At 69.8% G+C, this 25,978-nt stretch carries 27 protein-coding genes; 11 read left to right on the plus strand and 16 right to left on the minus strand.

All coding sequences use genetic code 11. From position 1 onward, the window contains the following. Positions 1-4: 4 nt before the first annotated feature. From ASD66_RS02405 to ASD66_RS02420, 4 genes are all read right to left on the minus strand, one after another. On the minus strand, positions 5-907 hold the full coding sequence (locus tag ASD66_RS02405; RefSeq protein WP_056889934.1) for a glycosyltransferase family 2 protein: 903 nt from the start codon (positions 905-907) through the stop codon (positions 5-7). Then, positions 904-1,836, minus strand: coding sequence for a glycosyltransferase (locus ASD66_RS02410; RefSeq protein ID WP_056890542.1), 933 nt, complete (start codon positions 1,834-1,836; stop codon positions 904-906). Before ASD66_RS02410 ends, ASD66_RS02405 begins: the two co-directional genes overlap by 4 nt. A gap of 28 nt (positions 1,837-1,864) precedes the next feature. Then, positions 1,865-3,199, minus strand: a complete 1,335-nt coding sequence (locus ASD66_RS02415; RefSeq protein ID WP_235529936.1) for an LCP family protein — start codon at positions 3,197-3,199, stop codon at positions 1,865-1,867. Between the two features lie 172 nt (positions 3,200-3,371). Continuing rightward, positions 3,372-3,911 (minus strand): acyl-CoA thioesterase, encoded by a 540-nt coding sequence (locus ASD66_RS02420; RefSeq protein WP_056681553.1) that lies wholly within the window; start codon positions 3,909-3,911, stop codon positions 3,372-3,374. A gap of 49 nt (positions 3,912-3,960) precedes the next feature. Here ASD66_RS02420 and ASD66_RS02425 point away from each other — a divergent pair, with 49 nt between their 5' ends. Both ASD66_RS02425 and ASD66_RS02430 read left to right on the plus strand, forming a co-directional pair. After that, on the plus strand, positions 3,961-5,229 hold the full coding sequence (locus tag ASD66_RS02425; protein WP_056890543.1) for an LCP family protein: 1,269 nt from the start codon (positions 3,961-3,963) through the stop codon (positions 5,227-5,229). A gap of 398 nt (positions 5,230-5,627) precedes the next feature. Further along, positions 5,628-6,338, plus strand: coding sequence for a GAF and ANTAR domain-containing protein (locus ASD66_RS02430; RefSeq protein WP_056889936.1), 711 nt, complete (start codon positions 5,628-5,630; stop codon positions 6,336-6,338). A gap of 4 nt (positions 6,339-6,342) precedes the next feature. On the opposite strand, the gene ASD66_RS02435 is transcribed toward ASD66_RS02430, so the two are convergent. Beyond that, positions 6,343-7,512 (minus strand): acyl-CoA dehydrogenase family protein, encoded by a 1,170-nt coding sequence (locus tag ASD66_RS02435; protein WP_056681555.1) that lies wholly within the window; start codon positions 7,510-7,512, stop codon positions 6,343-6,345. 80 nt (positions 7,513-7,592) lie between these two features. Between ASD66_RS02435 and ASD66_RS02440 the strand changes: the two genes are divergently transcribed. From ASD66_RS02440 to ASD66_RS02455, 4 genes are read left to right on the plus strand one after another with little or no spacing between them, the layout of a single operon-like run. After that, complete coding sequence (locus tag ASD66_RS02440; RefSeq protein ID WP_200949836.1) at positions 7,593-8,249, plus strand: TetR/AcrR family transcriptional regulator; 657 nt, start codon at positions 7,593-7,595, stop codon at positions 8,247-8,249. Positions 8,250-8,259: 10 nt separating this feature from the next. Beyond that, positions 8,260-8,673, plus strand: a complete 414-nt coding sequence (locus ASD66_RS02445) for a CoA-binding protein (protein WP_056889938.1) — start codon at positions 8,260-8,262, stop codon at positions 8,671-8,673. After that, positions 8,670-9,122, plus strand: coding sequence for an alternative ribosome rescue aminoacyl-tRNA hydrolase ArfB (arfB, locus tag ASD66_RS02450; RefSeq protein ID WP_056889939.1), 453 nt, complete (start codon positions 8,670-8,672; stop codon positions 9,120-9,122). The genes ASD66_RS02445 and arfB overlap by 4 nt, the downstream gene beginning before the upstream one ends. A gap of 59 nt (positions 9,123-9,181) precedes the next feature. Further along, positions 9,182-10,327 carry an LCP family protein gene (locus ASD66_RS02455; protein WP_056889940.1) on the plus strand — a complete coding sequence of 382 codons (1,146 nt, stop codon included), beginning with the start codon at positions 9,182-9,184 and terminating at the stop codon, positions 10,325-10,327. Positions 10,328-10,345: 18 nt separating this feature from the next. Here ASD66_RS02455 and purE read toward each other — a convergent pair whose 3' ends face one another. Genes purE through ASD66_RS02480 form a run of 5 tightly spaced genes read right to left on the minus strand, consistent with a single transcriptional unit; the run spans position 10,346 to position 14,348 of the window. Continuing rightward, positions 10,346-10,867 (minus strand): 5-(carboxyamino)imidazole ribonucleotide mutase, encoded by a 522-nt coding sequence (gene purE, locus ASD66_RS02460; RefSeq protein ID WP_056889941.1) that lies wholly within the window; start codon positions 10,865-10,867, stop codon positions 10,346-10,348. Between the two features lie 21 nt (positions 10,868-10,888). Then, positions 10,889-12,055, minus strand: a complete 1,167-nt coding sequence (locus ASD66_RS02465; RefSeq protein WP_200949837.1) for a 5-(carboxyamino)imidazole ribonucleotide synthase — start codon at positions 12,053-12,055, stop codon at positions 10,889-10,891. A gap of 18 nt (positions 12,056-12,073) precedes the next feature. Beyond that, positions 12,074-13,057: an adenylate/guanylate cyclase domain-containing protein gene (locus ASD66_RS02470; RefSeq protein ID WP_082563795.1), complete on the minus strand. Its 984-nt coding sequence runs from the start codon at positions 13,055-13,057 to the stop codon at positions 12,074-12,076. Further along, complete coding sequence (locus ASD66_RS02475) at positions 13,047-13,556, minus strand: PH domain-containing protein (protein ID WP_056681561.1); 510 nt, start codon at positions 13,554-13,556, stop codon at positions 13,047-13,049. The genes ASD66_RS02470 and ASD66_RS02475 overlap by 11 nt, the downstream gene beginning before the upstream one ends. Positions 13,557-13,580: 24 nt before the next feature. After that, positions 13,581-14,348 (minus strand): biotin--[acetyl-CoA-carboxylase] ligase, encoded by a 768-nt coding sequence (locus ASD66_RS02480; RefSeq protein WP_056889942.1) that lies wholly within the window; start codon positions 14,346-14,348, stop codon positions 13,581-13,583. Positions 14,349-14,393: 45 nt separating this feature from the next. On the opposite strand from ASD66_RS02480, the gene ASD66_RS02485 reads away from it, so the two are divergent. Continuing rightward, positions 14,394-15,998: an acyl-CoA carboxylase subunit beta gene (locus tag ASD66_RS02485; RefSeq protein ID WP_056681563.1), complete on the plus strand. Its 1,605-nt coding sequence runs from the start codon at positions 14,394-14,396 to the stop codon at positions 15,996-15,998. A gap of 162 nt (positions 15,999-16,160) precedes the next feature. Continuing rightward, positions 16,161-16,385 carry an acyl-CoA carboxylase subunit epsilon gene (locus tag ASD66_RS02490; RefSeq protein WP_056889943.1) on the plus strand — a complete coding sequence of 75 codons (225 nt, stop codon included), beginning with the start codon at positions 16,161-16,163 and terminating at the stop codon, positions 16,383-16,385. Positions 16,386-16,469: 84 nt separating this feature from the next. Here the strand turns inward: ASD66_RS02490 and ASD66_RS02495 are convergent, their stop codons facing one another. After that, positions 16,470-18,428 carry an elongation factor G gene (locus ASD66_RS02495; RefSeq protein ID WP_056889944.1) on the minus strand — a complete coding sequence of 653 codons (1,959 nt, stop codon included), beginning with the start codon at positions 18,426-18,428 and terminating at the stop codon, positions 16,470-16,472. A 149-nt stretch (positions 18,429-18,577) separates the two neighbouring features. After that, positions 18,578-18,997 carry an NUDIX hydrolase gene (locus tag ASD66_RS02500; RefSeq protein ID WP_056889945.1) on the minus strand — a complete coding sequence of 140 codons (420 nt, stop codon included), beginning with the start codon at positions 18,995-18,997 and terminating at the stop codon, positions 18,578-18,580. Positions 18,998-19,019: 22 nt separating this feature from the next. Between ASD66_RS02500 and ASD66_RS02505 the strand changes: the two genes are divergently transcribed. Further along, positions 19,020-20,030, plus strand: a complete 1,011-nt coding sequence (locus tag ASD66_RS02505) for a P1 family peptidase (protein ID WP_235529937.1) — start codon at positions 19,020-19,022, stop codon at positions 20,028-20,030. Here ASD66_RS02505 and ASD66_RS02510 read toward each other — a convergent pair. Further along, positions 20,027-20,983, minus strand: coding sequence for an ArsR/SmtB family transcription factor (locus tag ASD66_RS02510; RefSeq protein WP_056889947.1), 957 nt, complete (start codon positions 20,981-20,983; stop codon positions 20,027-20,029). The genes ASD66_RS02505 and ASD66_RS02510 overlap by 4 nt on opposite strands. Positions 20,984-21,016: 33 nt before the next feature. After that, the gene (locus ASD66_RS02515) at positions 21,017-21,667 is read right to left on the minus strand and encodes a C39 family peptidase (RefSeq protein ID WP_056681568.1); all 651 of its coding nucleotides are present in this window, start codon (positions 21,665-21,667) and stop codon (positions 21,017-21,019) included. Between the two features lie 129 nt (positions 21,668-21,796). On the opposite strand from ASD66_RS02515, the gene ASD66_RS02520 reads away from it, so the two are divergent. Further along, positions 21,797-22,378, plus strand: coding sequence for a hypothetical protein (locus ASD66_RS02520; protein WP_235529996.1), 582 nt, complete (start codon positions 21,797-21,799; stop codon positions 22,376-22,378). Between the two features lie 15 nt (positions 22,379-22,393). On the opposite strand, the gene ASD66_RS02525 is transcribed toward ASD66_RS02520, so the two are convergent. Both ASD66_RS02525 and ASD66_RS02530 read right to left on the minus strand, forming a co-directional pair. Then, the gene (locus ASD66_RS02525; protein ID WP_056889948.1) at positions 22,394-23,668 is read right to left on the minus strand and encodes a hypothetical protein; all 1,275 of its coding nucleotides are present in this window, start codon (positions 23,666-23,668) and stop codon (positions 22,394-22,396) included. Next, positions 23,661-24,179, minus strand: coding sequence for an RNA polymerase sigma factor (locus tag ASD66_RS02530; protein WP_056681570.1), 519 nt, complete (start codon positions 24,177-24,179; stop codon positions 23,661-23,663). Before ASD66_RS02530 ends, ASD66_RS02525 begins: the two co-directional genes overlap by 8 nt. A 115-nt stretch (positions 24,180-24,294) precedes the next feature. On the opposite strand from ASD66_RS02530, the gene ASD66_RS02535 reads away from it, so the two are divergent. Then, positions 24,295-25,977, plus strand: coding sequence for a DUF885 domain-containing protein (locus ASD66_RS02535; RefSeq protein ID WP_056889949.1), 1,683 nt, complete (start codon positions 24,295-24,297; stop codon positions 25,975-25,977). Position 25,978 lies beyond the last annotated feature (1 nt).

A 25,978-nucleotide genomic window follows, 5' to 3' on the forward strand; every position in this document is an offset into this window, starting at 1 on the left:
CAGTCTAGCGAGCGGGCGGTACGGCCCCGGGTGGCTGCCGCATGTGGCGCGCCGACCGGATGGCCTTGATCACGTTGGCAGCCTCCGCACGGCCACCGCGGAGCGGGCTGAGCAGCAGCACGGCGATCACGATCAGCCACGGCTTGAGTCGCACGAGCGCGTTCTCGCCGTACCGGAAGTGGACGACGAAGAGGTTGCGGAACATGTAGAACCCCTTCCACGTGTCCAGGGCGTGCTGCTGGTTGAAGTCGAGCTGGCGCACGAGCACGGCGTCGCGCAGCGCGAGGATCGTGAACCCGGCCCGCCGGGCGCGGATCGCGAAGTCGGCGTCGTCGTAGAAGATGAAGTACGACGGGTCGGGCAGGCCGATCTCGTCGATCACCCGACGGTGCACCATGAAGCCCTCGAAGGCGACCACCTCGATCGGCACCTCCGCCGGCAGGTCGGCCCGCGAGGCGTAGGCCTGGTCGACGCTGGCCGTCTTCGGCCGGATCCGCAAAGGGTTCCTCAGGTCGAAGTGCATCGCCGACTTCTCGACGAGGTTGCCGGCGAGGTCCTCGCGCACTGCCATCAGGCACGGGCCCTCGTGGGCGGCCAGGACGGCCAGGCAGTCGGGCGCGGGCACGACGTCGTCGTCCATCAGCCAGATGCGGTCGAACCCGGCGTCGTACGCCTGCTTGACGCCGAGGTGGAAGCCGCCGGCTCCGCCGAGGTTGTCGTCGCTGTGGGTGACCTGCAGCGGGAGGTCGTCGCGGTCGAGCACCTGGCGGGTGTGGTCGGCGCTGGCGTTGTCGATCACGAAGACCGCGTCGGGCGCCCGGGTCTGGGCGGCCAGCCCGTCGAGCATGCCGCCCAGCAGGTCGGCCCGGTTGTAGGTGACGATCACGACCGCGATGCGCTCACTCATGCCAGGAACCTCCCGTGGCCGGTGAAGTCGTTGCGCAGCCCGGCGCCGATGCCCCGGGCGCTCAGCGCGAGCCGCTTCGGGGAGGGGCGGGTGAAGGCGTAGAACCACACGGTCTTCACGATGAAGGCGAGCACGTGCGGCAGGCCGCGGTAGGTGCGCAGGTTGACCACGTTGTTGCGGGCCATGCAGTAGTGCTTCAGGTCGGACGGCGAGTGGTTGTACGTCGTGCGGCCGAACATCATCGGCGTACCGAGACTGCCGACCGAGGGGTGACGCACCGTGGCGTCCACGACCGTGGCGATGCGGGCGCCGGCCTTCTCGGCGCGCAGGCGGTACTCGTGGTCGTCGCCCCAGATGAAGAACTCGGCACGCGGCAGGCCGATCCGCTCGGCCAGGTCACGGGTGACCAGCACGCCGTTGAACGGGATGACGATGTCGTCGATGCGCCCGTCAGTGGCCGCGGCGCGTACGTCGGCCAGGTCGTGCACCACCGTGGTGCCCCCGGGCAGGCGGATCGGGAAGACGAGCCGTTCGGCGTCGTCCTGGTCGACCACCACCGGCCCCCAGAAGTCGAGGGTGCCGTCGTGCTCGAGGAGCAGGGCCAGGCAGTCGTCGTCAGGCATGCCGTCGTCGTCCATCAGCCAGAGCAGGTCGGCGTCACGCTCGAGGCCGATCCGCATGCCCTCGTGGAACCCGCCCGCACCGCCGCGGTTGTCGCCCAGCGTGACCGCCCGCAAGGGGACGGCACCGTCGGCGTCCTGGCCGGCCAGCCACTCACCCGTACCGTCGGTCGACGCGTTGTCGACGACGACGATCTCGGTGACGTCCGGCGTACGACGCAGGCGCTCGAGGAGTCCCTGGAGCAGCGACAACCGGTTGAACGTCACGACGACCGCAACGATGCGTCGGGCGTGGGATGGGGTCGGCACGGCGACCACCCTAGAGGGGGAAGTCGGATTAGCAGGCAGCGGCGAGGTCCTCGGAGGCGTTGGCGGCGTAGCCCTCGTCGCGGGTGCCGATCGCGGCGCCGTTGGTGGAGGCGTTCTTCCTGGCCTTGCCCGGCTTGCCGGCCTTGCCCTCGGCCTTGTCGATGCCCTTCTTGACCATCGCCTTGATCTTGGCCAGGTCGGGGTCGGCCGTATTGATCGCCGGCGGGACGATCGAGACCGACGAGATCTTCTGGTCCTTGGCCTTGAGTGCGAGGTCGATGAACGTCGCGAACTCGCTGCGCGGAAGGTTGGTCTCGATCATCGAGCCGCCCGCCTCGGCGATCTCGCCGAAGTTGCTGACCACCTTCTGCGGACTGACCTGGGTGGCCATCGCGTTCATCATGCACTTCTGGCGGGCCATGCGTGAGTAGTCGTCCGAGCCCTCGCGGGAGCGGGCGTACCAGAGCGCGTCGTGGCCGTTGAGCTTGCGGGTGCCGGGCTCGATGTAGCCGGTGACGTCGCTGCCGAGGCCGCCGACCGGGATTCGGTCGCGGACCGTCACGGTCACGCCACCGACCGCGTCGACGAGGTCCTTGAAGCCCTGGAGGTTCACCATCGCCCAGTAGTTGATCTTGAGGTCGGTGATGCCCTCGACCGCCATGATCGTGGCGTCGATGCCCGGAGACTTCGACTTGCCGAACAGGTCGGTGTGGTCGCCGGCCCAGGTGCTGACGCCGTTGAGGTAGCAGCCCTCGCAGTCGAAGCCGTCGGGGAACTGCTCGTCCATCACCGACCCCTTCTTGAACTTGAAGTTCTCGAGGTTGCGCGGAAGACCGATCAGCACGGTGCGGCCGGTCTCCTCGTCGATGCTGGCGATCGTCATGGAGTCGGGGCGCAGGCCCCAGCGCCCGGCGCCGGAGTCGCCACCCATCAGGAGCACGTTGTAGCGGCCGTGCTCGGCGTCGCTGACCTTCCCGTTGGCGAACATCGCCGCGAAGTCCCGCTGGACGGTGACCAGGTGGGCACCGAAGAGCAGGGTGCCGGCGACGGTGAAGCAGAGCACGCCGTTGACGCCGACCACCATGAGCCGCTGGTTCTTGACCAGGGTCAGTGGCTGGCCGAGGCGCCAGGCGTCGACGAACAGGGCGGCCCAGCCGATCGCGATGCCCATCATGAGCAGTCGGACCAGGTCGAGGGCGCCGAGGTTGAAGGCCATCTTGAAGGCGAACTTGTGCCAGACCAGGGTGATCAGGAACAGCAGGACGCTGGTGGCGATGAGGCCCATCCAGATGCGGATCGCGATCCGGCCGATGCGCTTGTTGCCGGCCACGAGCTGCGCGGAGCCGGGCACGACCAGGGTCATCACCATCAAGGTGATGGCGCGCCGGAAGCGCACCTTCGCTGCACGGTCCGCCTCTCTGGCGTTACCGCTCTGGCGATCGTGCAACCCGGGGGAAGATGCGGGTGGCATCGACTGAGCCTCTCTGATCGGGGAAGTAATCAGTGACGTCAGCCAGTATCACCAGTCACACCAGTCACATCGTGGTGCGACGCGCCGAATCGTTCCTTCCGGACTCGATCTCCTGCTTCTTGGCCAGGCGGTGCGCGCGACGGATCTCGGCCTCGCGGAGTCGCCGTACCTCGTCGGGAGTGGTGGGCTCGATGCTCGGAACGGTGCGCGGGTGGCCGGCCTCGTCGATGGCCACGAAGACGAAGTACGCCGAGGCGACGTGCAGCGGGTGTCCGGACGCGTCGGACCACGGCTCCGCCTCGATCCGCACGCCGATCTCCATCGACGAACGGCCCGCCCAGTTGACCTGCGCCGTCGTACGCACGATGTCGCCCACGTGCACGGGCTCGAGGAAGGCCATCTCGTCCAGGGCGGCCGTGACCGCCGGGCCTCCGCTGTGCCGTTGGGCCGCCGCGCCCGCCGTCGAGTCGGCCAGCTTCATGATGTCGCCGCCGTGCACGTTGCCGAGCAGGTTGGCGGAGGTTCCGTGCATCATCTCGGCCAGCGACACCCTGGAATACGTCGGCGGCCGACTGGCTGGCTGGTCGGGCAGGGGAACGGTCATGGCGAGCAGATTAGCGGTGACCGACGCCCTGCCCGGTAGCGTCTGCCTCATGGTTGACCGCCCCCAAGGGCCCGAACCGGGCACCCCTGAGTACGAATGGCTCTACGGCAAGAGCCGTCCGCAGTCAGACGACGACGCCACCCAGATCATCCCGCAAGGACAGGTCCCGCCCACTGCGAACCTTCCCGACCCAGGCCCGGAGCACACGCAGGTCATGCCCTCAGCAGAGCCGTACCGCACACCCCCGCCGCCCGGCCAGCAGCCGAACACGGCGCAGCCCAACCGGCCCCTGGCACCGCCACCGGGCCAGCAGCCGCCCTCGGGAGGCGGTCGCGGGTTCGGCGTACGCCGACCGCGGTTCCGCCCGCTGCGCTGGCTGATGCTGTTGCTGCTGCTGTGGCTGGCCTTCCTGATCGCGACGCCGATCTTCGCGTTCAACAAGATCTCGACCGTCGACGCCTTCCCGAGCGGTGACCGCCCCGACGACCAGGACGGTACGACGTACCTCGTGGTCGGCAGCGACTCCCGCGCGGACCTCTCCAAGGAGGAGCGCAAGAAGCTCGGCACCGGCGGCGACGTCGGCCAGCGCACCGACACGATCATGCTGCTGCACACCGGCAAGGGCCCGAACCTGCTGATGTCGATCCCGCGCGACTCCCTCGTGGAGATCCCCGGCCACGGCACGGCGAAGATCAACGGCACCACGAACCCCGACGCCTACAAGGGCGGCGGACCGAAACTGCTGATCAAGACCATCGAGCACAACACCGGCATCAAGATCGACCACTACGTCGAGATCGGCTTCGGCGGGTTCGTCGACGTGGTCGACGCGGTCGGTGGCATCGAGATCTGTCCCACGAAGGACATGACGGACAAGCAGGCCAACCTCAAGATCGAGAAGGGCTGCCAGGAGGCCGACGGCGTCACCGCCCTCGGCTACGCGCGCTCCCGCAAGACCGACCCGCAGTTCGGCGACATCACCCGTGCCAAGCACCAGCGCGAGGTGGTCTCCGCGGTCGGGTCGAAAGCCGTCTCGCCGTGGTCGGTGATCAACCCGATCCGCTACTGGAAGCTCAACATGGCGGCCGCCCGCACGGTCAAGGTCAGTGAGGGCACCGGCCCCATCGACCTGGGTCGTTTCGCGTGGGCGATGACCCGGGTCGACGGCGACAACGGCCTGACCTGCGGCGTCCCGATCTCCGACCTCGCCGTCCACTGGGACGCCGAGCGCTCGAAGGAGATGTTCGAGCACATCAAGGACGACGACACCGAGGGCATCTCCAACGACCTCTGCACCGAGACCGGCCTCAAGGACTGAGCCCCGTTCAGGACGGGTCCGGCGGCCCCCCACGGACCGCCGGCCCCGAACTGAGCGACCGGGCTGCGTGCACGGCCGAGGTGTAGCGCCACCGATGCCCGGACTCCCCTGTCACCCGGGGTCGTGGCGCCACCGAACGCGCGTCCACCCCGGCGCGCGACGAAGGTGACTCCCCGGCGACCGGACCTACCGGTCGCGACTCGGGGCGAACCACTGCGTAAGTGTCCATCCGAACCACCTGGGCGAGCCGATGCGAGGGCCGCCGGGGTCTGGGACGGTTGCGCCGAGTGACGCAGGTCACATGCAAGCACCAATCCGGGGCGCTCGGCAATAGGAATGGCCCGAATTGGGTACAGGACAAGGGATTGAGAGACCCTCCCAGCCACAGGAGGTATCACGTGCCGCACGACCACACGTCGTTCCTGAACACCCTCACCGAGTTCAGCAGTCGACTGCTGGCGTCGTACGACGTCGACAGCATTCTCGCCGAGCTGGCCGAGCGCCTGACCCAGCTCTTCGGCCTGGCCGGGAGTGGTGTCATGGTCGCCGCGCCTGACGGGCGACTCGAGTTCGTGGCCGCGGTCCCGGAGGAGTTCGCCATCCTGGAGCGCCAGCAGGCGGGCTCGCAGGACGGTCCGTGCGCCACGGCCTACCGCAGCGGACGGACCGTGGTCGTACCCGACCTCGCCGCCGAGCCGCACCGCTGGCCGACGTACGTCGCCCTGGCCGGCACGATCGGCGTGCGTGCGGTTGCCGGCCTGCCGATGTGCCTCGCCGGACGGTCGGTCGGCGCGGTCAACCTCTACTCAGCCGCGCCGAGACAGTGGTCGGAGAGTGACCTGGTCGCCGCCCGCGTGCTGGCCAACCTGGCCACGTCGTTCCTCATCAACGCGTCACTGTTCGACGAGCAGCGCCGCCTCACCGACCAGCTCCAGGCCGCGCTCGAGTCGAGGATCGTGATCGAGCAGGCCAAGGGCGTGCTCTCCGCCGACCACGGCATCTCGGTCGACGAGGCGTTCGAGCGGATCCGCTCCCACGCCCGCTCCCGCGGTCAGCGGATCCGCGACGTCGCGGCGGCAATCGTGGGCGCGGGCAGCCGACTCGGGTGACGGGTCAGAGGTTCGACTGGATGCCGGCGAGCAGCTGGCGGGCCATCACGATGCGCTGCACCTGGTTGGTGCCTTCGTAGATCTGGGTGATCTTGGCGTCGCGCATCATCCGCTCGACCGGGTAGTCGCGGGTGTAGCCGTAGCCGCCGAGCACCTGGACGGCGTCGGTGGTCACCTGCATGGCGACGTCGGAGGCGAAGCACTTGGCCGCGGCACCGAAGAACGTGAGGTCCTTGTCACCGCGCTCGGAGCGGCCGGCGGCGGCGTACGTCATCTGACGGGCGGCCTCGACCTTCATGCCCATGTCGGCGAGCAGGAACTGGAGTCCCTGCTGGTCGGCGATCGGCTTGCCGAACTGGATCCGCTCCTTGGCGTAGTCCAGCGCGTAGTCGAGGGCGCCCTGGGCGACACCGACGGCCTGGGCCGCGATGGTGATGCGGGTGTGGTCGAGCGTCTTCATGGCGATCTCGAAGCCCTGGCCCTCCTCACCGATGATGCGGTCGGCCGGGATGCGCACGTTGTCGAAGTAGACCTCGGTCGTCGGCGAGCCCTTGATGCCGAGCTTCTTCTCCGGCGCGCCGAACGAGACTCCCTCGTCGGACTTCTCGACGACGAACGCCGTGATGCCCTTGGTGCGCTTGTCGGGGTCGGTCACGGCGAGCACCGTGTAGTACTCCGAGACACCGGCGTTGGAGATCCAGCGCTTCACGCCGTTGAGCACCCAGTGGTCGCCGTCGCGCACCGCGCGGGTCTTCTGGTTGGCCGCGTCGGACCCGGCGTCGGGCTCGGAGAGGCAGTAGGAGAAGCCACCCTCCCCGGCGGCCAGCTTGCCGAGGTACTTCGCCTTGAGCTCCTCGGAACCGCCGATCTGCACCGGCAGCGAGCCGAGCTTGTTGACCGCCGGGATCAGCGAGGACGACACGCAGGCGCGGGCCACCTCCTCGATGATCAGGACCGTGGCCAGAGCGTCGGCGCCGGCGCCGCCGTACTGCTCGGGGACGTGCGCGGCGTGGAAGTCGGCGGCCAGCAGCGCGTCGGCCGCCTCCTGCGGGAAGCGGGCGTTCTCGTCGACCTCCGCGGCGTACGGCGCGACCTTGGCGTCACAGACCGCGCGGACGGCCTCGCGGATCGCCTGGTGTTCCTCGGACAGGGCAAACATGGGGTGCTCGGACATCGAAGGGGTCTCCTGAGAACGTTGCGGTACGACGTACCGTACTAATGGTACTACGTACCGCGCAACGTAAGATGGCTCGCATGCCGACCTCCACCCGTGCCCGCCTCGTCGACGCGGCGTTCGCGCTCTTCGAGGAGCGCGGCTTCCACGAGACCACCGTCGAGGAGATCACCGCCCGGGCCGGCACCGGCCGCACCACGTTCTTCCGCCACTTCCGCGGCAAGGAGGACGTCGTCTTCCCCGACCACGAGCAGCTCCTCCCCCGGGTCGCGGCGCGACTCGGCACCGCCACCGGCACCACTCGTGAGGTGGCGCTGCGCGAGGCGGCCCGCATCGTGCTCGACCACTACCTCGACGAAGGGACCACCGCCCGGGCCCGCTACCGGCTGACCCGCACGGTCCCGGCGCTGCGGGACCGCGAGAGCGCCAGCGCCCAGCGCTACCTGCGGCTCTTCCGGGAGCACATCGCCACCTGGACCGCCGACGAGCCCGACGGGGAGCTGCGCGCTGAACTGCTCGCGGCCGCGGTCATCACGGCGCACAACCACGTGCTGCGCCGCTGGCTGCGGGAGGAGACCGACGCTGTCGACGCGGAGTTCGACGCCGCCCTGACCCGCGCGCTGGCCACCGCCGACCCGTCCGCCGGCGCCAGCGCCACGGTCGTCGTGCACACCAGCTCGACCGACGTCGACCAAGTGCTCCGTGACGTGCGCGACGCGCTGACCCGCGGTGGTTAGGCTGACCGGCATGGACACGTGGCAGGACCAGAAGGCGATCGACTTCATGCTCGACGAGTGTGAGACGTGGGCCGTGGTCGGACTCAGTGACAATCCCGAGCGCACCGCCTACCCGATCTCGGCGTTGTTGAAGGCCCGCGGCAAGCGCATCGTGCCGATCCACCCCGACGCGCCCGTGGTCCACGGCGAGCAGGGTTACGCGACGCTGGCGGAGGTGCCGTTCCCGATCGACGTGGTCGACGTCTTCCGTCGTTCCGAGGCTGCCGGACAGTACGCCGACGAAGCGGTCGCGGTCGGCGCGAAGGGCGTCTGGTTCCAGCTCGGCGTGATCGACGAGGCCGCCTTCGAGCGCACCCGCGCCGCCGGCGTACTGATGGTGATGGACACCTGCCCGGCCATCCAGTGGGGCAAGCGCGGCTCATGAACCAGCCCGGCGAGGACCTCGTCGTCGGGGCCGGACCCGGACTGCCCGACGGGCTGGTCGTCCCCGCGGCCGAGCTCACCGAACGCTTCTCGCGCTCCCCCGGTCCCGGCGGTCAGTCGGTCAACACCTCCGACTCACGCGTCGAGCTCGACTACGACGTGGCGCAGTCGACAGTGCTCAGCGACGCACAACGGGCCCGCGCGATGCGGCACCTGGCCGCGCGCCTGGTCGACGGGCGGGTCATCATCGCGGCCTCCGAACACCGCTCCCAGTTCCGCAACCGGGCCGCGGCGCGGGAACGGCTGGCCGTCCTGCTGCGCGAGGCCCTGGCCCCGCCCTCACCGCCCCGCCGACCGACCAAGCCGACGCGCGGGTCCCAGCGCCGACGGCTCGAGGCGAAGAAGCAGCGCGGACAGACGAAGTCGCTGCGCGGTCGCGTCACCGAGTGAACCACCGTGCGTGAGTGTCCCTGCGGTCTGTTCTTGGCGGCACCGGGCACACTGACACGATGGAGAATGAGCCGCCGGGGGACGCGTCCGAACAGGCAGACACCCCACCGCCCTCACGCTGGCGACGGGCCCGTTCCGGGTGGACCGCGTTCCGCCGCAAGCACACCAAGGCGCTGATCGCGTCGGTGGCCGTCCTGGCGCTCGTGGTGGGCGCGTGCGGCTACTACCTCTACTCGCTCAACGCCAAGCTCGACAACATCGACCGCTTCTCCACCGACAAGCTCGACGACGAGAACCGCCCCGACCCCAACAAGGGCGACGCGGTGAACATCCTGCTCCTGGGCTCCGACGCCGGGAAGAAGATCGCCGGCGAGAGCGCCGACACCTCACTCGCCAAGGACGTCGACGCCGAGGAGTGGCCGAACGGCAAGTACCGCAGCGACACGATCATGGTCGTGCACATCTCGGCCAACCGGAAGCACGTGTACGTCGTCTCGATCCCCCGTGACACCTTCACGATGATCTACGACGACAACGGCGAGCCCACCCACAAGAACAAGATCAACGCGGCCTTCTCGGCGTACGGCCCGGTCGGCACCCTGTCCACGGTCGAGCACCTCACCGACGTACGCCTCGACCACGTCGCGATCATCGACTGGGCCGGGTTCAAGGACCTGTCGACCGCCGTGGGCGGCGTGCCGGTGACCATCCCCGAGACGTTCTACGACGAGAAGCAGGACGTCACGTGGAAGGCCGGCAAGTACAACCTCAAGGGCGAGAAGGCGCTGCAGTACGTCCGCACCCGGCACGGCCTGCTGCGTGGCGACTTCGACCGCATCGACCGGCAGCAGAACTTCCTCCGGTCGCTGATGACGAAGGTGCTCGAGGCCGGCACCCTCACCAAGCCGCGCCAGTTCTCCGACACCCTGTCGGCGATCACCGACCACCTCACGGTCGACATGGACTGGGAGAACGGCGACCTCCGTGGTCTGGCCCTGTCCCTGCGCGGCACCAAGGCCGAGGACGTGAAGTTCATGACCGTGCCGATCGCGGCGACTCCGACGATCGACAAGTACGGCTCCATCGTCGAGCTCAAGGAGGACCAGACCGCCGAGCTGTTCGGCCTGCTCCGCAAGGGGCAGATGGAGACCTACGTGAAGAAGTACCCCGACGAGCTGCTCGGCGACGAGGACGACATCGACTGATCCGGGTCCGGCAGTGACTCAGAAGCCGGTCTTGCGAGGCTTCTGTGCGTCGCGGACGACCTTGCCCTTGGCGCGGGCCATCTCGGAGAGCGACTCCTGGTAGGCGACCAGCTTCTGCTGCAGGTCGTCGTCGGCGGTGGCCAGGATGCGCGCGGCCAGGATGCCGGCGTTCTTGGCGTTGCCGATCGCCACTGTTGCCACCGGGATGCCGCCCGGCATCTGCACGATCGAGAGCAGCGAGTCCATGCCGTCGAGGTACTTCAGCGGCACGGGTACGCCGATCACCGGGAGCGGCGTGACCGAGGCGAGCATGCCCGGCAGGTGTGCCGCGCCGCCGGCACCGGCGACGATCACCTTGATGCCGCGGCCGGCCGCCTCCTTGCCCCAGGCGATCATCTCCTCGGGCATCCGGTGTGCGGAGACGACGTCGGCCTCCCAGGCCACCCCGAACTCGTCCAGGATCTCCCCGGCGGCGCGCATCACCGGCCAGTCGGAGTCGGAGCCCATCACGATGCCCACGCGGGCAGCAGAGTCGGTCATGTCACTCACTCTCCCTGAAGTTCATTCGGACTCGTTGCCCAGGTCGCCACGGAACCATGCCGCGGCGTGCCGGGCCCGTTCGAGGCAGTCGTCGAGGTCGGCGCCGTACGCGTTCACGTGGCCGACCTTGCGGCCCGGGCGCCACTCCTTGCCGTAGAGGTGCACGCGCAGGAAGGGGTCACGCGCCATCGCGTGCGGGAACCCGTCGTACAGGCGTCCGGCGGCGACGTCGCCGCCGAGGATGTTGACCATCACGGTCCACTTCGCTCGGGTCGCCGGCGACCCGAGCGGCAGGTCCATCACTGCGCGCAGGTGGTTCTCGAACTGGCTGGTCACCGCGCCGTCCTGGCTCCAGTGGCCCGTGTTGTGCGGGCGCATGGCGAGCTCGTTGACCAGCACCCGACCGTCGGTGGTCTCGAAGAGCTCGACCGCCAGGACACCGGTGACCTCGAGCTCCTTGGCGATGGTGAGGGCGATCTGCTGCGCCTGCGCGGACAGCTCGGGAGACAGGTCGGGTGCCGGGGCGATCACCTCGAGGCAGATGCCGTCCTTCTGGGTCGAGGCCACGACCGGGTAGGCCGCGGCCTGGCCGCTGGGCGACCGGGCGACCAGGGCCGAGAGCTCACGGCGGAAGTCGACCAGCTCCTCGGCCAGCAGCCGTACGCCGGAGGCGGCCGCGGTCTCGAACGCATCGGCGCAGTCGGCTGCCGAACGCACCACCCACACGCCCTTGCCGTCGTACCCGCCGCGCGTGGTCTTGAGCACCGCCGGGAAGCCGAACGCCTCGACCTCGGAGAGCTCCGAGACCAGTGCGTGGCGCGGGCACGGGATGCCCAGCGCGGTCAGGCGCCATCGCATCACGCCCTTGTCCTGGGCGTGCACGAGGGCCCCGGGTCCGGGGCGTACGGCGACGCCGGCCTCCTCGAGCGCGTGAAGGTGGTCGGTCGGGACGTGCTCGTGGTCGAACGTGACGACCGCGCAGCCGTCGGTCACCGCGCGCAGGGTGTCGAGGTCGCGGTAGTCGCCGACGGTGTGGTCGACGATCACCTGGGCCGCGGAGACGCCCTCGGCCTCGGCGAGCAGGCGGAGCGGTAGGCCCAGCGCGATGGCCGGCTGGGCCATCATGCGGGCGAGCTGTCCGCCGCCGATCACGGCAAGCGTCGGGGCCAGTTCAGGAGCGTGGGACACGCCCGAACCCTAACGCTGTCAGCGCTGGCGGACCGAGATGGGTTCGACCAGGCCGAAGCCACGCAGCGGGCGTGCCGGGAGGCGGCGGGTCTCGAACCTGTCGGCGGGCAGCCTGGCCGCCGTGGCCTCGTCGATGATCATGCGGTTGCGCCGGGCCACCGCGGTCAGTCGTGCGGCGAGGTTGACCGGCGGGCCGAAGACGTCGCCCATGCGCATCACCACGCCGCCACTGGCCAGTCCCACGCGTACGTCGGGCATGCGGCTGTCGCGGCCGATCACGGTGATGATGCCGTCGGCGATGTCCAGCGCCTTGACCGGGTCGTCACAGATGAAGAGCACCGAGTCGCCGAGGCTCTTGATCACGCGGCCGTGGTTCGTGGAGACGACGTCGTGGCAGCGCGTCTCGAAGACCTCCACGAGGTCGCCGACGCGCTCCTCGCCGATCTCGTTGGACAGTGCGCTGAACGCGACGATGTCGGCGAAGCCCACCGTGACGTCGGAGGTCTTGAGCTCTTCGTCGTCGGGGCCCAGCGACTCGATGCGGGACGCCGCGGCCGCGAGGTGCCGGCGCCAGGCGTAGACGAGCAGCTGCTCGAAGGGTTCGCCGACCTTCTCCAGCATGTGCAGGGCCGCGGCCATCCTGTTGTCGCGAGCCCCCTCCCCGGTGGGCAGCTGGGGCACCAGGGTGGCGACCTCCCAGTCGGCCAGCCTGGCCATCGTCGTACCGACGGCGCGGGTGAGGTTCAGGGCGGTGTCGAAGTCGATGAGCCCGGAGTCGACGGTCTGCTGGAGCAGGGTCAGGGCGGCCATGTCGTGGGAGGTGAAGGCGACCTCGTCCTCGGCGTACTCCGGGAAGCCGAGGGCGCGCCACAGGCGACGGGTGACCTCGACCTCGACGGAGGCCTCGACCGCGATCTGCTCGGCGGTGAATTCGGCGCTGGTGCCGAGGATGCCCGCTACCAGGTCATCGCGGCTCAGCGGCTGGTCGGGCTCAGGTGCCATCGTCGTTGCGCTGCTCCGACAGGCGGTGCAGCTCGTCGGCCACCCGGAGCTGGATCTGCTCGACCCGCGGGATGTCGTGGAGCTCGACCCGGCCCTGCTCGCTGGCGTCGGAGACCACGAGGGTGCCGCAGCCGAAGATGCGGTCGATCACGCCGATCTCGAAGTCGACGCCGCTGATCCGGTTGAGCGGGATCGTGCGGCCCTCCTTGGCGATGAAGCCGGAGCGGGCGAGGAAGCGCCGGTTCGTGAACGTGTAGGACGTGGTCAGCCAGGTGAGGAACGGCCGCACCACCCACCACACGAAGACGATTGCGGCGACGACCCAGACGACGATGTCGATCACCTTGCCGGTCGTGCCGTCACCCAGCCCGCTGAGGTAGACAGCGGCAGCCAGGGTCACCAGCAGCACGAGGATCGGCAGGAACAGCGCCTTGACGTGCGTGCGGGTGGTGACGACGACGTGTTCCCCGTCGTTGAGGAGGTTCTTTGAGATGGCCACCCTCAGATCATGTCAAACAATCGGTCACCGCACATGGATGACGTCGCCGGCGCCCACGGATACCTGCCCGGAGGACGACTCCACCACCAGCTGGCCGCCCGGGTCGATGCCGGTCGCGCGTCCGGTCAGCGGCTCCCCGGCAGGCACCTCGACCCGCACGTCCTTGCCCACAGTCACGCACGCGGCGGCGTACGACGTACGCACCGACTCGAGGTCCGTGGACAGTGCGGCAAGGGTGGACTCAAGAGAGGAGAGCAGGCCGTTCAGCAAGTCCGTGCGGTCGGGAGCCTCCCCCGACTCGAGGGCCAGTGAGGTGGCCGTCTCGACCGGCAGCTCGTCGCGCGTGGTGGAGACGTTGAGCCCGATGCCGATCACGGCCGCCGGGCCGTCCGGTGTCTCGATGCGCTCGACGAGGATGCCCGCCAGCTTGCGGCCGTCGACCAGCACGTCGTTGGGCCACTTCAGGCCGAGGCCGGGCACCGTGCCGGAGAGCGCGGTGTGGATGGCGAGTCCGGTGGCCAGCGGGATCCACGGCCACACGACTGGTGGGAGGTCGGGCCGCTTGAGCAGCGAGAAGGTCAGCGCGGAACGGGCCGGCGTCTCCCACACCCGGTCGAGACGACCGCGGCCCGCGGTCTGGTGCTCGGTGACCACCACCGTGCCGTCAGCGGCACCGTCGCGGGCCCGACTTCCCAGCTCGGCATTGGTGGAGCCGACGGCAGGGAGGATCTCGACGCTGGCGGGCAGGCGGTCGCGGTCAAGGGGTGGGCGCGGGTCGGTTGCGGAAGTCATGGGCACTACATTGGCCCACGGACATCCGAGGAGGCCAGCACCAACATGACCACAGCCGAGAACGAGCCGCAGCTCGACATCCACACGACCGCCGGAAAGCTCCAGGAGCTCGAACGGCGCCTCGACGAGGCCGTGCACGCCGGTAGCGAGAAGGCGATCGAGAAGCAGCACGCCAAGGGACGCAAGACCGCTCGCGAGCGGATCGCGCTGCTGTTCGACGAGGGTTCCTTCGTCGAGCTCGACGAGCTTGCCCGTCACCGCTCCGTGGCCTTCGGGCTGGAGAAGAACCGTCCCTACGGCGACGGCGTCGTCACCGGCTACGGCACGGTCGACGGTCGTCAGGTCTGCGTCTTCTCGCAGGACTTCACCGTCTTCGGCGGCTCGCTGGGCGAGGTCTACGGCGAGAAGATCACCAAGGTGATGGACCTCGCGATCAAGACCGGCTCGCCGATCATCGGCATCAACGAAGGTGCCGGTGCCCGCATCCAGGAGGGCGTCGTCTCGCTCGGCCTCTACGGCGAGATCTTCAAGCGCAACGTGCACGCCTCCGGTGTGATCCCGCAGATCTCGATGATCATGGGCAACTGCGCCGGCGGGCACGTCTACTCCCCCGCGGTCACCGACTTCACGGTCATGGTCGACGGCACCTCGGCGATGTTCATCACCGGTCCCGACGTGATCAAGACCGTCACCGGCGAGGAGGTGACCATGGAAGAGCTCGGCGGCGCGCGCACCCACAACACCAAGTCGGGCAACGCGCACTACATGGCCTCCGACGAGGAGGACGCGTTCGAGTACGTCAAGGCGCTGCTGTCCTACCTGCCGCAGAACAACCTCGACGAGGCCCCGTCGTACGACGAGGAGGCCGACCTCGAGATCAGCGACCTCGACCGGACCCTCGACACGCTGATCCCGGACTCCCCGAACCAGCCCTACGACATGCACACCGTGATCGAGAGCGTGCTCGACGACGAGGAGTTCCTCGAGGTCCAGTCGATGTTCGCGCCGAACATCATCATCGGCTACGGCCGCATGGAGGGCCGCCCGGTCGGCGTGGTCGCGAACCAGCCGATGCAGTTCGCCGGCTGCCTCGACATCGACGCGTCCGAGAAGGCCGCTCGCTTCGTGCGCACCTGCGACGCGTTCAACATCCCGGTCCTCACGTTCGTCGACGTACCCGGCTTCCTGCCCGGCACCGACCAGGAGTGGAACGGCATCATCCGCCGCGGCGCGAAGCTGATCTACGCCTACGCCGAGGCCACCGTTCCGCTGATCACGGTGATCACCCGCAAGGCCTACGGCGGTGCGTACGACGTGATGGGCTCCAAGCACCTCGGTGCCGACCTCAACGTCGCCTGGCCGACCGCGCAGATCGCCGTCATGGGCGCCCAGGGTGCGGCCAACATCGTGCACCGCAAGACTCTCGCCGCCGTCGAGGCCGAGGGCGGCGACGTCGAGTCGCGTCGTGCCGAGCTGGTCGACGAGTACGAGACCACGCTGGCGAACCCCTACATCGCCGCCGAGCGTGGCTACGTCGACACGGTGATCATGCCGCACGAGACGCGCACCGAGATCGTCCGCGGCCTTCGCCTCCTCCGCTCCAAGCGCGAGATTCTGCCGGCCAAGAAGCACGGCAATATTCCTCTGTAAGGGCCGCCAGGCCCGTCAGGGGGATGTTGCCTGCTTCTTTCCGCAGGAGTCGAAGAAGCGAACGCGGCGGCCGAAGGAACACCCGGAACTCACGACAGGTCAGCCAGAACAGGCGACAGGTCGATCAGAACTCACGACAGGTCGACGACCGAAGGAGATGACATGACAGCCGAAGACAAGCCAGCACAGCAGCCGATCCTCAAGGTCGTCAGCCCCGACGCGACCCCGGAGGAGATCGCCGCCCTGGTCGCGGTGTTCTCCTCGCTCGGCACGACCGAGGCCCCGCCGAAGAAGCGGCAGTCGGAGTGGTCGGCCAACCACCGTCGGGTGCGGGTCAACTACTCCCACGGGCCGGGCGGCTGGCGCTCGAGCGGCCTGCCCCGCTGACGGCACGCGACTGATTCCACTCAACGTGGTGGATCGCAGGCATCTGGTGCCTGTGATCCACCACGTTGTCTCATTTCAGTGGCTTCATCGCGGCACGCGGCGGAACCACGTGCCTCTGTCCAGCGGGTCGAAGCCCGTCCGTCGCCTTCGAGGCGGACACGTGTCGGTGACCGGTGCGTGGTGATCGAGCCGCGTGACCAGCACGCCCTCCCCACTGGTGAGGTCGGGCAGTCGTGACGTGAGGTCGCGAACCGCGGCCGAGGGCACGTGCCCGACGAGCCGGGTGTACCCGGCGACTGCCGACGTGTCCAGGGTGACCGCGCCGATGCGCCCGAGCAGTGCGGCGATGGCACCGAATGCCTCGTCGGGAAGCTCCAGGTCGAACCGCTCGATCGGCTGGCAGACGCGGGTTCCGGCCCGCTGCAACGCGGCCATCACGACCACCTGGGCCAGGTGCCGGAAGTCGGCGGCCACACTGGAGATCGACTTGTCGAACTTCTGGTGCGGCCGGCTCTGGCGCGGCCAGTAGCCGGACTCCGTCATCGACACCTGGCAGTCGGTGACCGCCCAACCACACAGGCCCTGAATCAACGCGGCGCGCACCCCTTCCTCGGTGGCAGCGATGAACGCCGGAGGCAGGTTGCCACGTTCGATGCCGGGCGAGAACGTGATGCCGGACCCCACCTCGCCGGGCTCCACGCGCAGGCCGATGCCTGCCAGGTAGGGGTTGTCGCCCACGTTGATCCGGTCGACCGATGCGCCGGTGCCGACGACGCGTTCGATGCAGACGACGGAGGTCTCGAGGAACCTCGCGACGACGCCGTACCGCTGCTCCAGCAGCGCTGCGATCACCTCCTTCTGCACCTCGCCGTGCAGGCGTACCGCGGCCTCACCGTCGACCTCGTTGAGGTGCAGGTCGATGAGCGGATCCTCGTCGGCAAGCTCGGTCAGGCCGGCGTACAACGCCGTGCGGGCGGTGGGGTCCTCGGGCTCGACCAACGCCTGCAGGGTGGCGGGCGCGAAGTGGTGGGCACGACGACGCGGTGGCCTGCCGAGCACGTCACCTATGCGGGCGGCCGGTCCGCGAATGACCGCGATCTGTCCCGCCCGGGCGACGGAGGCGACGGTCACTCCGCCCGGTTCGCTCGCTGCAACCTCCGTCACGAGCTCCGGTTTCCGGCCGGTGATCGCCACCCGGTCACGGACCCGCAGCTCGCCCGACCACAGGCGGATCCAGGCGCGTCGACCGCGCTCGTCGCGGTCGACGGCGAAGACGGTGCCGGCCACCGGACCGTCGGAGTGCCGTGCGGCCGGAAGGAGACCGGTGAGCGTCCGGTGCAGTTCATCGATGCCGGCACCGGTGATCGCCGACCCGCACAGCACCGGCGTCAGCGCACCACGTCGTACTCCACTGCGCAGCGCGCGCACGAGGTCACGGTGACGCGGTGTCGCCCCCGCCACCCAACCCGCCAGCACCCGGTCGTCGACCTCCGCGACTCCGGCGACGACCGACTCGTCTGTCAGTGGCACCCCGGTGACAGTGGCGGCACGGTCGCCCTGCCCATCGGCGCGCGCGAGCTGCACGGCGTACGGCGTCAGGCGGCGGCGCACCTGCGCGAGCACGCGCTCGACGTCGGCGCCGGCTCGGTCGATCTTGTTGACGAACAGCACGGTGGGCACGCCGATCCGCTGGAGGGCGCGCCAGATCACGACAGTCTGCGGCTGCACGCCCTCCACCGCCGACAGCACCAGCACCGCGGCGTCGAGAACGCCCAGTGACCGCTCGACCTCGGCGATGAAGTCGGGGTGCCCGGGGGTGTCGACGAGGTTGACGGCCAGGTCGCCGAGACCGAACGAGGTCACGGCCGCCCGGATGGTGATGCCGCGGCGCCGCTCGAGGTCGAGCGAGTCAGTGCGGGTGGTGCCGGCGTCGACGCTCCCGGGTGCGTCGATGACACCGGCCTCGAACAGAAGGCGTTCGGTCAGGCTGGTCTTGCCGGCATCAACATGCGCGACGATTCCGAGATTGAGTGAGGGTGACACGGGGCAGCTCCACGGCGAGACGAATGAGGACTCGGGGCGTGGTGGCTGCTCGCATGGGGGTTCTCCTCGATCTGGTCGGGCTGACTCCTCGACGGTCGCACATCGTCAGTGCTCGGTGCGACTGGTTTTCCAGGCATGGTGCCGGCCGGTCAGCTCGTGCGGAGCAGCTCCATGGCGGCGTCGACGAGGCTGACCCGCTTGAGTGAGGCGACCTCGTCGAGCGGGATCCACCGGCACTCGTCGGTGGTGCCGTCGACCTCGTGGGTCAGCTCACCGCCGGTGATGTGCCCGCGGTAGATCACCCGCAGTCCGCGCAGGTCGCCGGCGCCCTTCGAGAATCGGGCGGCGGCCGGCACGTAGTTCGTGTCGACACCGAGCAGTCCGTCGAGCGCGACGTCGAAGCCGGTCTCCTCCCGGAACTCGCGGACCGCAGTCTCCTCGGTGGACTCGTAGTCCTCCATGCCTCCGCCGGGCAGGGTCCACCCGGTCTTGCCGTTCTCGTTCCAGTGGGCGAGCAGCACCGCGCCGTCCTCGACCACCACCACATAACTTGCTGGTCTGGTGTCCATGGTGCGTGACCATACTGGTGGGGTGACCTCCAACAGCATCACGGACGTGCCGGGCATCCGGGTGGGCCAGGCCGAGCGCATCGGCGACGGCTGGTTGAGCGGGACGACGGTCGTGCTGGCGCCGCCGGGCGGTGCCGTCGGTGGCGTCGACGTACGCGGTGGCGGGCCCGGCACGCGCGAGACCGACCTGCTCGATCCGCGCAACCTGGTCGAGCTCGTGCACGCGGTCGTGCTCAGCGGCGGCTCGGCCCTGGGCCTGGCCAGCGTCGACGGGGTCGCGCAGCGGCTGTTGCACGACGGCGTCGGCTTCCCGATGGGCGGGCCCGGTGAGGTGGTGCCGATCGTGCCGGCGGCGGTGCTCTTCGACCTCGGTCGGGGCGGCACGTTCGCCAACCACCCCGATGCGGCGCTCGGCGCTGCGGCCTACGACGCGGCCTCGACCGACGTGCGCGAGGGAACGGTCGGCGCCGGCACCGGCGCACGGGTCGGTGGCCTCAAGGGCGGCATCGGCTCCGCATCGGTCCGGCTCGAGGACGGCACGACGATCGGCGTGCTCGTCGCGGTGAACGCGGTCGGCTCGGCGGTCGACCCACGCACCGGCGAGCTGTACGCCGAACGCCACTGCGTGCCCGGCGACCTGCCGCCCCTGCGTCGTCCGACCGAGGACGACCTGGTGGCCGCACGCGCTGCCGCGGCGGCCGACCCCTCGCTGGTCAAGCCACCGTTCGCCACCACGATCGGGGTCATCGCCACCGACGCGACGCTGACCAAGGCCCAGTGCGCGAAGGTGTCCGGTGTCGGCCACGACGGCCTGGCCCGGGCGATCAACCCGGTGCACACGATGTTCGACGGCGACACCCTCTTCACGCTGGCGACCGGCGCCCGCGAGCCCGTGGACGTGTTCGCGTTCCAGGACCTGCTGACCGCCGCCGGTGACTGCGTCACGCGTGCGGTCGGCCGCGCCGTACTCGCCGCGGAGTCGGCCGGCGGCATGCGCAGCTACCGCGAGGCCTTCCCCTCGGCTCTGATCTAGGTCGGTCGCACCAGTCGGCTGCCGAGGTCGGAGAGGCCATAGAGCACCGAGCGGCCGTCGCGGGTGGTGTCGAGCAGCCCGGCCGCGGTCAAGGACCGCAGCTGCTGGTTGACCGCCGAGGAGGTCTTGCCCAGAAGCAGTGCGAGCTCCTTGGTCGTGCGCGGCTCCGACAGGGTGGACAGGAGCTGTGCGCGCACGTCGCCGACCAAGGCTGTCAGGTGGTCGTCGGCCCGGGCGGTCAGGGTGTGGAGGTTGCCGTGCCCGCGCGCCGGATAGATCAGCGTGGGACTGCTCCGTGCCACTGCGGGATACGAGATGTTCAGCGTGAACAGGGACGGCACCAGCACCAGGCCGCGCCCCGCGATCGCCGCTTCGTAGGACGTACCGACCCGGTTGTCACACGCCAGGCGGGTGCCGTCGAAGGTCAGGCTCGGCGTCAGCGCATCGAGCATGTGCCGCAGGCCGTGGTCGGCGATCTGGGTCGAGCGGTGGCGGATGTCGGCCCGCAACACCGAGCGGAAGGCGGGCCAGAACGGCGAGAAGCAACGGTCCCAGTAGGCCTGCACCTGGGCCAGGATCCGCCCCCTCAGCGCGGGCGTCGGCCCCCTGAGCACCTCCGGCCGGTTCTCCGGCCACAGGTCCTCGAGGTCCAGCTCGATCGCGTCGGCCGGGAGCGTGGCGACCGTCTGCAGCTCGTCGCACAGCCGGGGCAACGGCAGCTCCGGTCGCGGGTTGAGGAAGTCGGGTGTGCCCAGCCGTTGGTTGACCAACGCCGTCAACAGCTCGAGGTCGAGGTCGCCGACCTGTCGGGCCACGTGCGCGTGCCAGCCTGCCGGCACGGGGTAGGTCGTCGGGGCCCGCAGCACCCGCAGGGAGAGGCACAGCTCGCTGAGCGGCGACACCCCGAACCGGAGTGCACTGAGGTCACTGTCCCGGGCCTCGTAGACCATCACCCGCGTCAGTCTGGCACGCCCGACCGGTGCGGCTCACCAGTTGTAGAAGTGGCCCTCCATCAGCCAGACGAGGTCATCGAGGGTGATCCAGTACTGCGAGTTCCCGTTGAAGTAGGCCGGGTCGGAGATGCGCACCGTCCCGTAGTTGGTGTCATACCCGTCGACCACGAAGAGGTGGTGGATCATTGTCGGGTTGTCGTAGTACGGGTAGGTGTGCGGCGGTGCACCGATACCGGTCACCACGGCGAAGCCGCCGTCGATGTCCTCCTGGATGCGACTCCAGATCGTGGCCTTCGCGGCCTGCCCGCCGCCGTCCGGCACGTAGACCGCCTCGTAGGGCGCACCCGAGAAGTGCCGCAGCGCGGTGACTGCGGCGTCGGCGGTCGTGCCGTAGTCGGGACTCGTGCCCATGAAGGCCGCGAGGGTCTCCTGCGACACGTCGATGCCACGGATGCCGAGCGCCATGCTGATCGCCGTCGGGCCGCACCAGTACGACGTCCGCTGCCACTGGTACGGCGTGTTGAGGTAGTGCTCGCCGACGCCGAGCGTGACCCGCGACGGTGCGCCCTGCTGCGACGTCGTGGGTGTCGGTGGTGTGTCGGCAACCGCCGGTGGGGCGAGCGTGGCCGAGAGCGCGAGACCGACGATGGCCGAGATCAGCCGCGGTCGAAGGGTGAAGCCCATGAGGTGGTCCTCCCGAGAGTGAAGATTCCTGGTCACCCATCCCGCCACGGTCCGGCAGGTCGCGGTATCGATGTAGTGATCGACTTGATCCACTACGAGCGCACGCCAGCAGGCAGGATGAGCCTCGTGATGATTCCGCGCGCCGTCCTCGACGGCATCGTCTCGGGTGAGCTCGACCTCGCGTTCCGCCGCTGGACCCGGCGCATGCACGTGCCCGGCGGTTCACAACGTACGGCGGTCGGTGTGATCCGATTCGACGAGGTGGACGTGGTCGACCCCGACGCGATCACCGAGGACGAGGCTCGACGCAGCGGCCTTGACCTGGCCCGGCTCCGTGAGGTCCTGGACCGCAAGCCCGGAGACGTCTACCGGATCCGGATGAGCTTCGCCGGCGACGACGAGCGGGTGACGCTGCGCGAGAAGGCACGCCTCGGGCCGAAGCAGCGTGCAGAGATCGTGGCCCGACTGGCCGGCATGGACGCGCGCAGCAAGCACGGTCCGTGGACCCGCTCGCACCTCGAGCTGATCGACGGCCGGCCCGGCGAGCTGGCCGAGACCATCGCGGCCGATGTCGGCCGCACGAAGCTGCCGTTCAAGGCCGACATCCGACGGCTCAAGGAGCTCGGCCTGACCGTGAGCCTGCGGCCCGGCTATCGACTCTCCCCGCGCGGGCGTGCCGTGCTGCGGCACCTGCGCTCCCTCGACGAGTGAGGCCCGCCAAACCGACTACCTGACCACGAGGGGTTGCCACGTGGCGCCGGCGTCAGTGGAGCGATGGACCGCTCCGTCGGCGGTCACGGCATCGATGGTGAGGACACCGTGGTGGGCCTGGATCCCCAGCACCTGTGCGGGTTCCCGGTCGAACGGCGCACCGAGGCGCACCGGGGTGAACCGCGTCCAGTCGTCGCCGGCCGAGACGTGCAGGCCCGTCGGAGCGTCGCCGTCCGACCAGTCCTCGACGTCGATCAGCAGCCGCCCGTCAGGCAGCACCGCCTGGTGCGCGATGTAGGCCTGCGGGCTGCTCGACTGGTCGAACCGCTGCACCGCACCGTCGCCGTCCCAACGGTGCACGACGTTGAACGGGAACAGCGTGGCTCCGTCGCCGCCGGCCACCACGGCGTGCCGGTCGGGATCCGCCGAGGGCACCAACTGGGTCAGCAGGTTCTCCGCGTCGAGCGGGTGGCTCGACCACGTGGCTCCCCCGTCGTCGGTCCATCGCGCGGTGGGGCCGTTGTAGTCGAGGAACGAGATCCGCTCGCCGTCCTGCTGCCAGGTGGCCACGCCGCTCGGGAGCGGGATCGGGTGGGCGGCCCCGGTCCCGGGATCGACGGCCAACAGGCCGATGATCGGCACGCCGGAGCCGTGCACGGCCGCGACGACTTCGCCTGCCGACAAAGGGGCCTCCGTGTCGTCCGCGACCAACGCCGTGCCGGTGCCGTCGGCATCGAGCAGGAACGGGGTGGCGCCCGGGTCCCAGCGCTCGGCCAGGAATCGCCCGGAGCCCGCCGACCGGACCTCGACCGGGTTGGCCAGCCGGAACGCGGCGTACGTCGTGTAGCCGTCGTCGGTGATCGCCACGGCGTACTTCGGGTTGTCGCACTGCGCCGGGCACAGCTGCCAGACCGAGGCCCGGCTGTCCGGGTCGTCCGGGTCGACGGTGAGAGAGAAGAGGGTCGCTGCCGGGTTGCTGACGATCGCCTCGGCCCGGGCGTCGGAGATCGGGCCGGTCCCGTGGTCGGTCTTCGGCTCGGCCGGCGCGCTCGGAGTCGAGGTGGGCGGCGCGACCGGGCCCGGCTCGCTCGACGGGTCACCGCCGCCGAGCCACTGGGTCGCACCGATGACGGTCACCACGGCCAGGGCAGCCGCCCCGGCCGCCGCCGTACGGCGAACCGTGGTGCGGCGTCGTCCGCGGGCGGCCAGTGCGTCGAAGTCGGGAATGCGGGCAACGTCGGCCGCGGCGTCACCGATCCGGCCGGTCAGGAGCTCGTCGAGGTCACGCACGGGACTGTCCTTCCTGGACTGAGCGGCCCTCCGGGGCCGTGGCTTCGGTCATCAGTGCGGCGAGTGCGGTGCGGCCGCGACTGAGCCGCGCCTTCACCGTGCCGAGAGGCGCACCGACAGTCCTGGCCACCTCGTCCACCGGGAGGTCGGCGAGGTAGTGCAGCGCCAGCGCCTCGCGTTGGGCCTGCGGCAGTCGACCCATCGCGGCGACCAGGGCCAGCCGGTCCTCGGCGAGGTCGGGGCTGCGGCCGGAGCCGACGGAGGGCGCCTTCCGGGTCAGCTTCTCGCCCAGCTGTCGGCGCCGGAACCTCGTGCGGGCGATGTTCACCGCGACGGTGCGCAACCAGGCCTCGGGATTCTCCGCTGCCTCGAACGTACGCCGATGGCTGACCGCCCTGACGAAGGCCTCGGAGACCACGTCCTCGGCCTCGGACAGGTCGCCGCACACGCCGTACAGCTGGCCGACGAGACGCCGGTAGGAACCGGCGAAGCTCTGCTGCACCGCGTCCATGTCGTCCCCTGTCCGCCCGGCGGTTGCCGGGCCCTTGAACCAGTCTCATTCCACACGACCAACGACCCCGGTAAAAGGTTGCCGCGTCTTCGACACTCACCACTACTGTGGGCGCGTGACCGAACAGCGCCCCGTGGATGCCATTGCCGATGCCTACGTCGAGGCGTACGCCGCCCTCGACCCGCTCACCGCGACGTACCTCGGCATCGCCGGGCACGACGACAAGCTGACCGACCTCTCCCCCGACGGGTTCGCCGCACGCGAGGAGCTGACCCGCAAGGCCCTCGCCGACGCCACGGCGGCGACGCCCAGCGACGAGCGGGAGCAGGTCGCCCGCGACGCGTTCCTCGAGCGGCTCGGCCTCGACGTCGAGACCTCCGAGGCCGGCCTGCAGCGCAGCGACTTCTCGGTGATCAGCAGCGGCCTGCACGAGATGCGCCAGGTCTTCGACCTCATGTCGACCGAGGGCGAGGAGGCCTGGTCCCTGATCGGCGCCCGCATCGCCGCCGTACCGCAGACCCTTCAGGACTACCGCATCACGCTGTCCGAGGAGGCCAACAAGGGCAACGTCGCCGCGGCGCGGCAGTACGCCGAGGTGGCCACCCAGGTACGCCACTGGACGGGACAGGAGGGCAACGGCGGCGACTTCTTCGCCGACCTCGTCAAGGGCAGCGACGCCGGCGAGGCCCTGCAGGGCGACCTGGCCCAGCACGCCCGGGCAGCGACCCGCGCGTTCGCCGACTTCGGCATGTTCCTCGAGGACGAGATGGAGCCGCGCGGGCGCACCAACGAGGCGGTGGGGCGCGACCACTACGCACTGGCCTCGCGGCAGTTCCTCGGCGCCACCGTCGACCTCGAGCAGACCTACGCGTGGGGCTGGGAGGAGCTCAAGCGCATCGAGGACGACATGGCCGCCACCTCCGACCTGATCCTCCCGGGCAGCAGTGTCGACGAGGCCGTGGCCCACCTCGAGGGCGACCCGGCCCGCCGCATCGCCGGGCGCGAGGAGTTCCGCCAGTGGATGCAGGAGCTGGCCGACCGGACCCTCGCCGACATGGCCGGCACTCACTTCGACATCCCGGAGCCGATACGCCGCATCGAGTGCAGGCTGGCCCCCACCAACGACGGCGGCATCTACTACACCGGCCCGTCGGAGGACTTCACCCGCCCCGGCCGCATGTGGTGGTCGGTGCCTGACGGCATCGAGGAGTTCTCCCCCTGGCGCGAGGTCACGACCGTCTTCCACGAGGGCGTGCCGGGCCACCACCTGCAGGTCGGGCAGACCGCCTACCGCAAGGACAAGCTCAACCGCTGGCAACGCCTGATGTGCTGGGTCAGCGGTCACGGCGAGGGTTGGGCGTTGTACGCCGAGCGCCTGATGGACGACCTCGGCTACCTCGCGGACCCGGCCGACAAGCTGGGCATGCTCGACGGCCAGGGCTTCCGCGCGGCCCGGGTGATCATCGACATCGGCATGCACCTCGAGCTCGAGATCCCCAAGGACAACCCGTTCGGCTTCCACCCCGGCGAGACATGGACGCCCGCCCTGGGCCTGGAGTTCATGCGCCAGCACTGCCGCATGGACGACCCGACCATCGTGTTCGAGGTCAACCGCTACCTCGGCTGGCCGGGCCAGGCGCCGTCGTACAAGGTCGGCGAGCGCATCTGGCTCGAGGCCCGCGACGACGCGAAGGCGCGCAAGGGCGCCGACTTCGACCTCAAGGAGTTCCACCGCGCGGCCCTCGACCTCGGCTCCCTCGGGCTGGACCCGCTGAAGGCCGCGCTGGCCCGGATCTGAG

The sequence above is a fragment of the Nocardioides sp. Root151 genome (assembly GCF_001427925.1).
In the GTDB taxonomy this organism is placed as follows: domain Bacteria; phylum Actinomycetota; class Actinomycetes; order Propionibacteriales; family Nocardioidaceae; genus Nocardioides.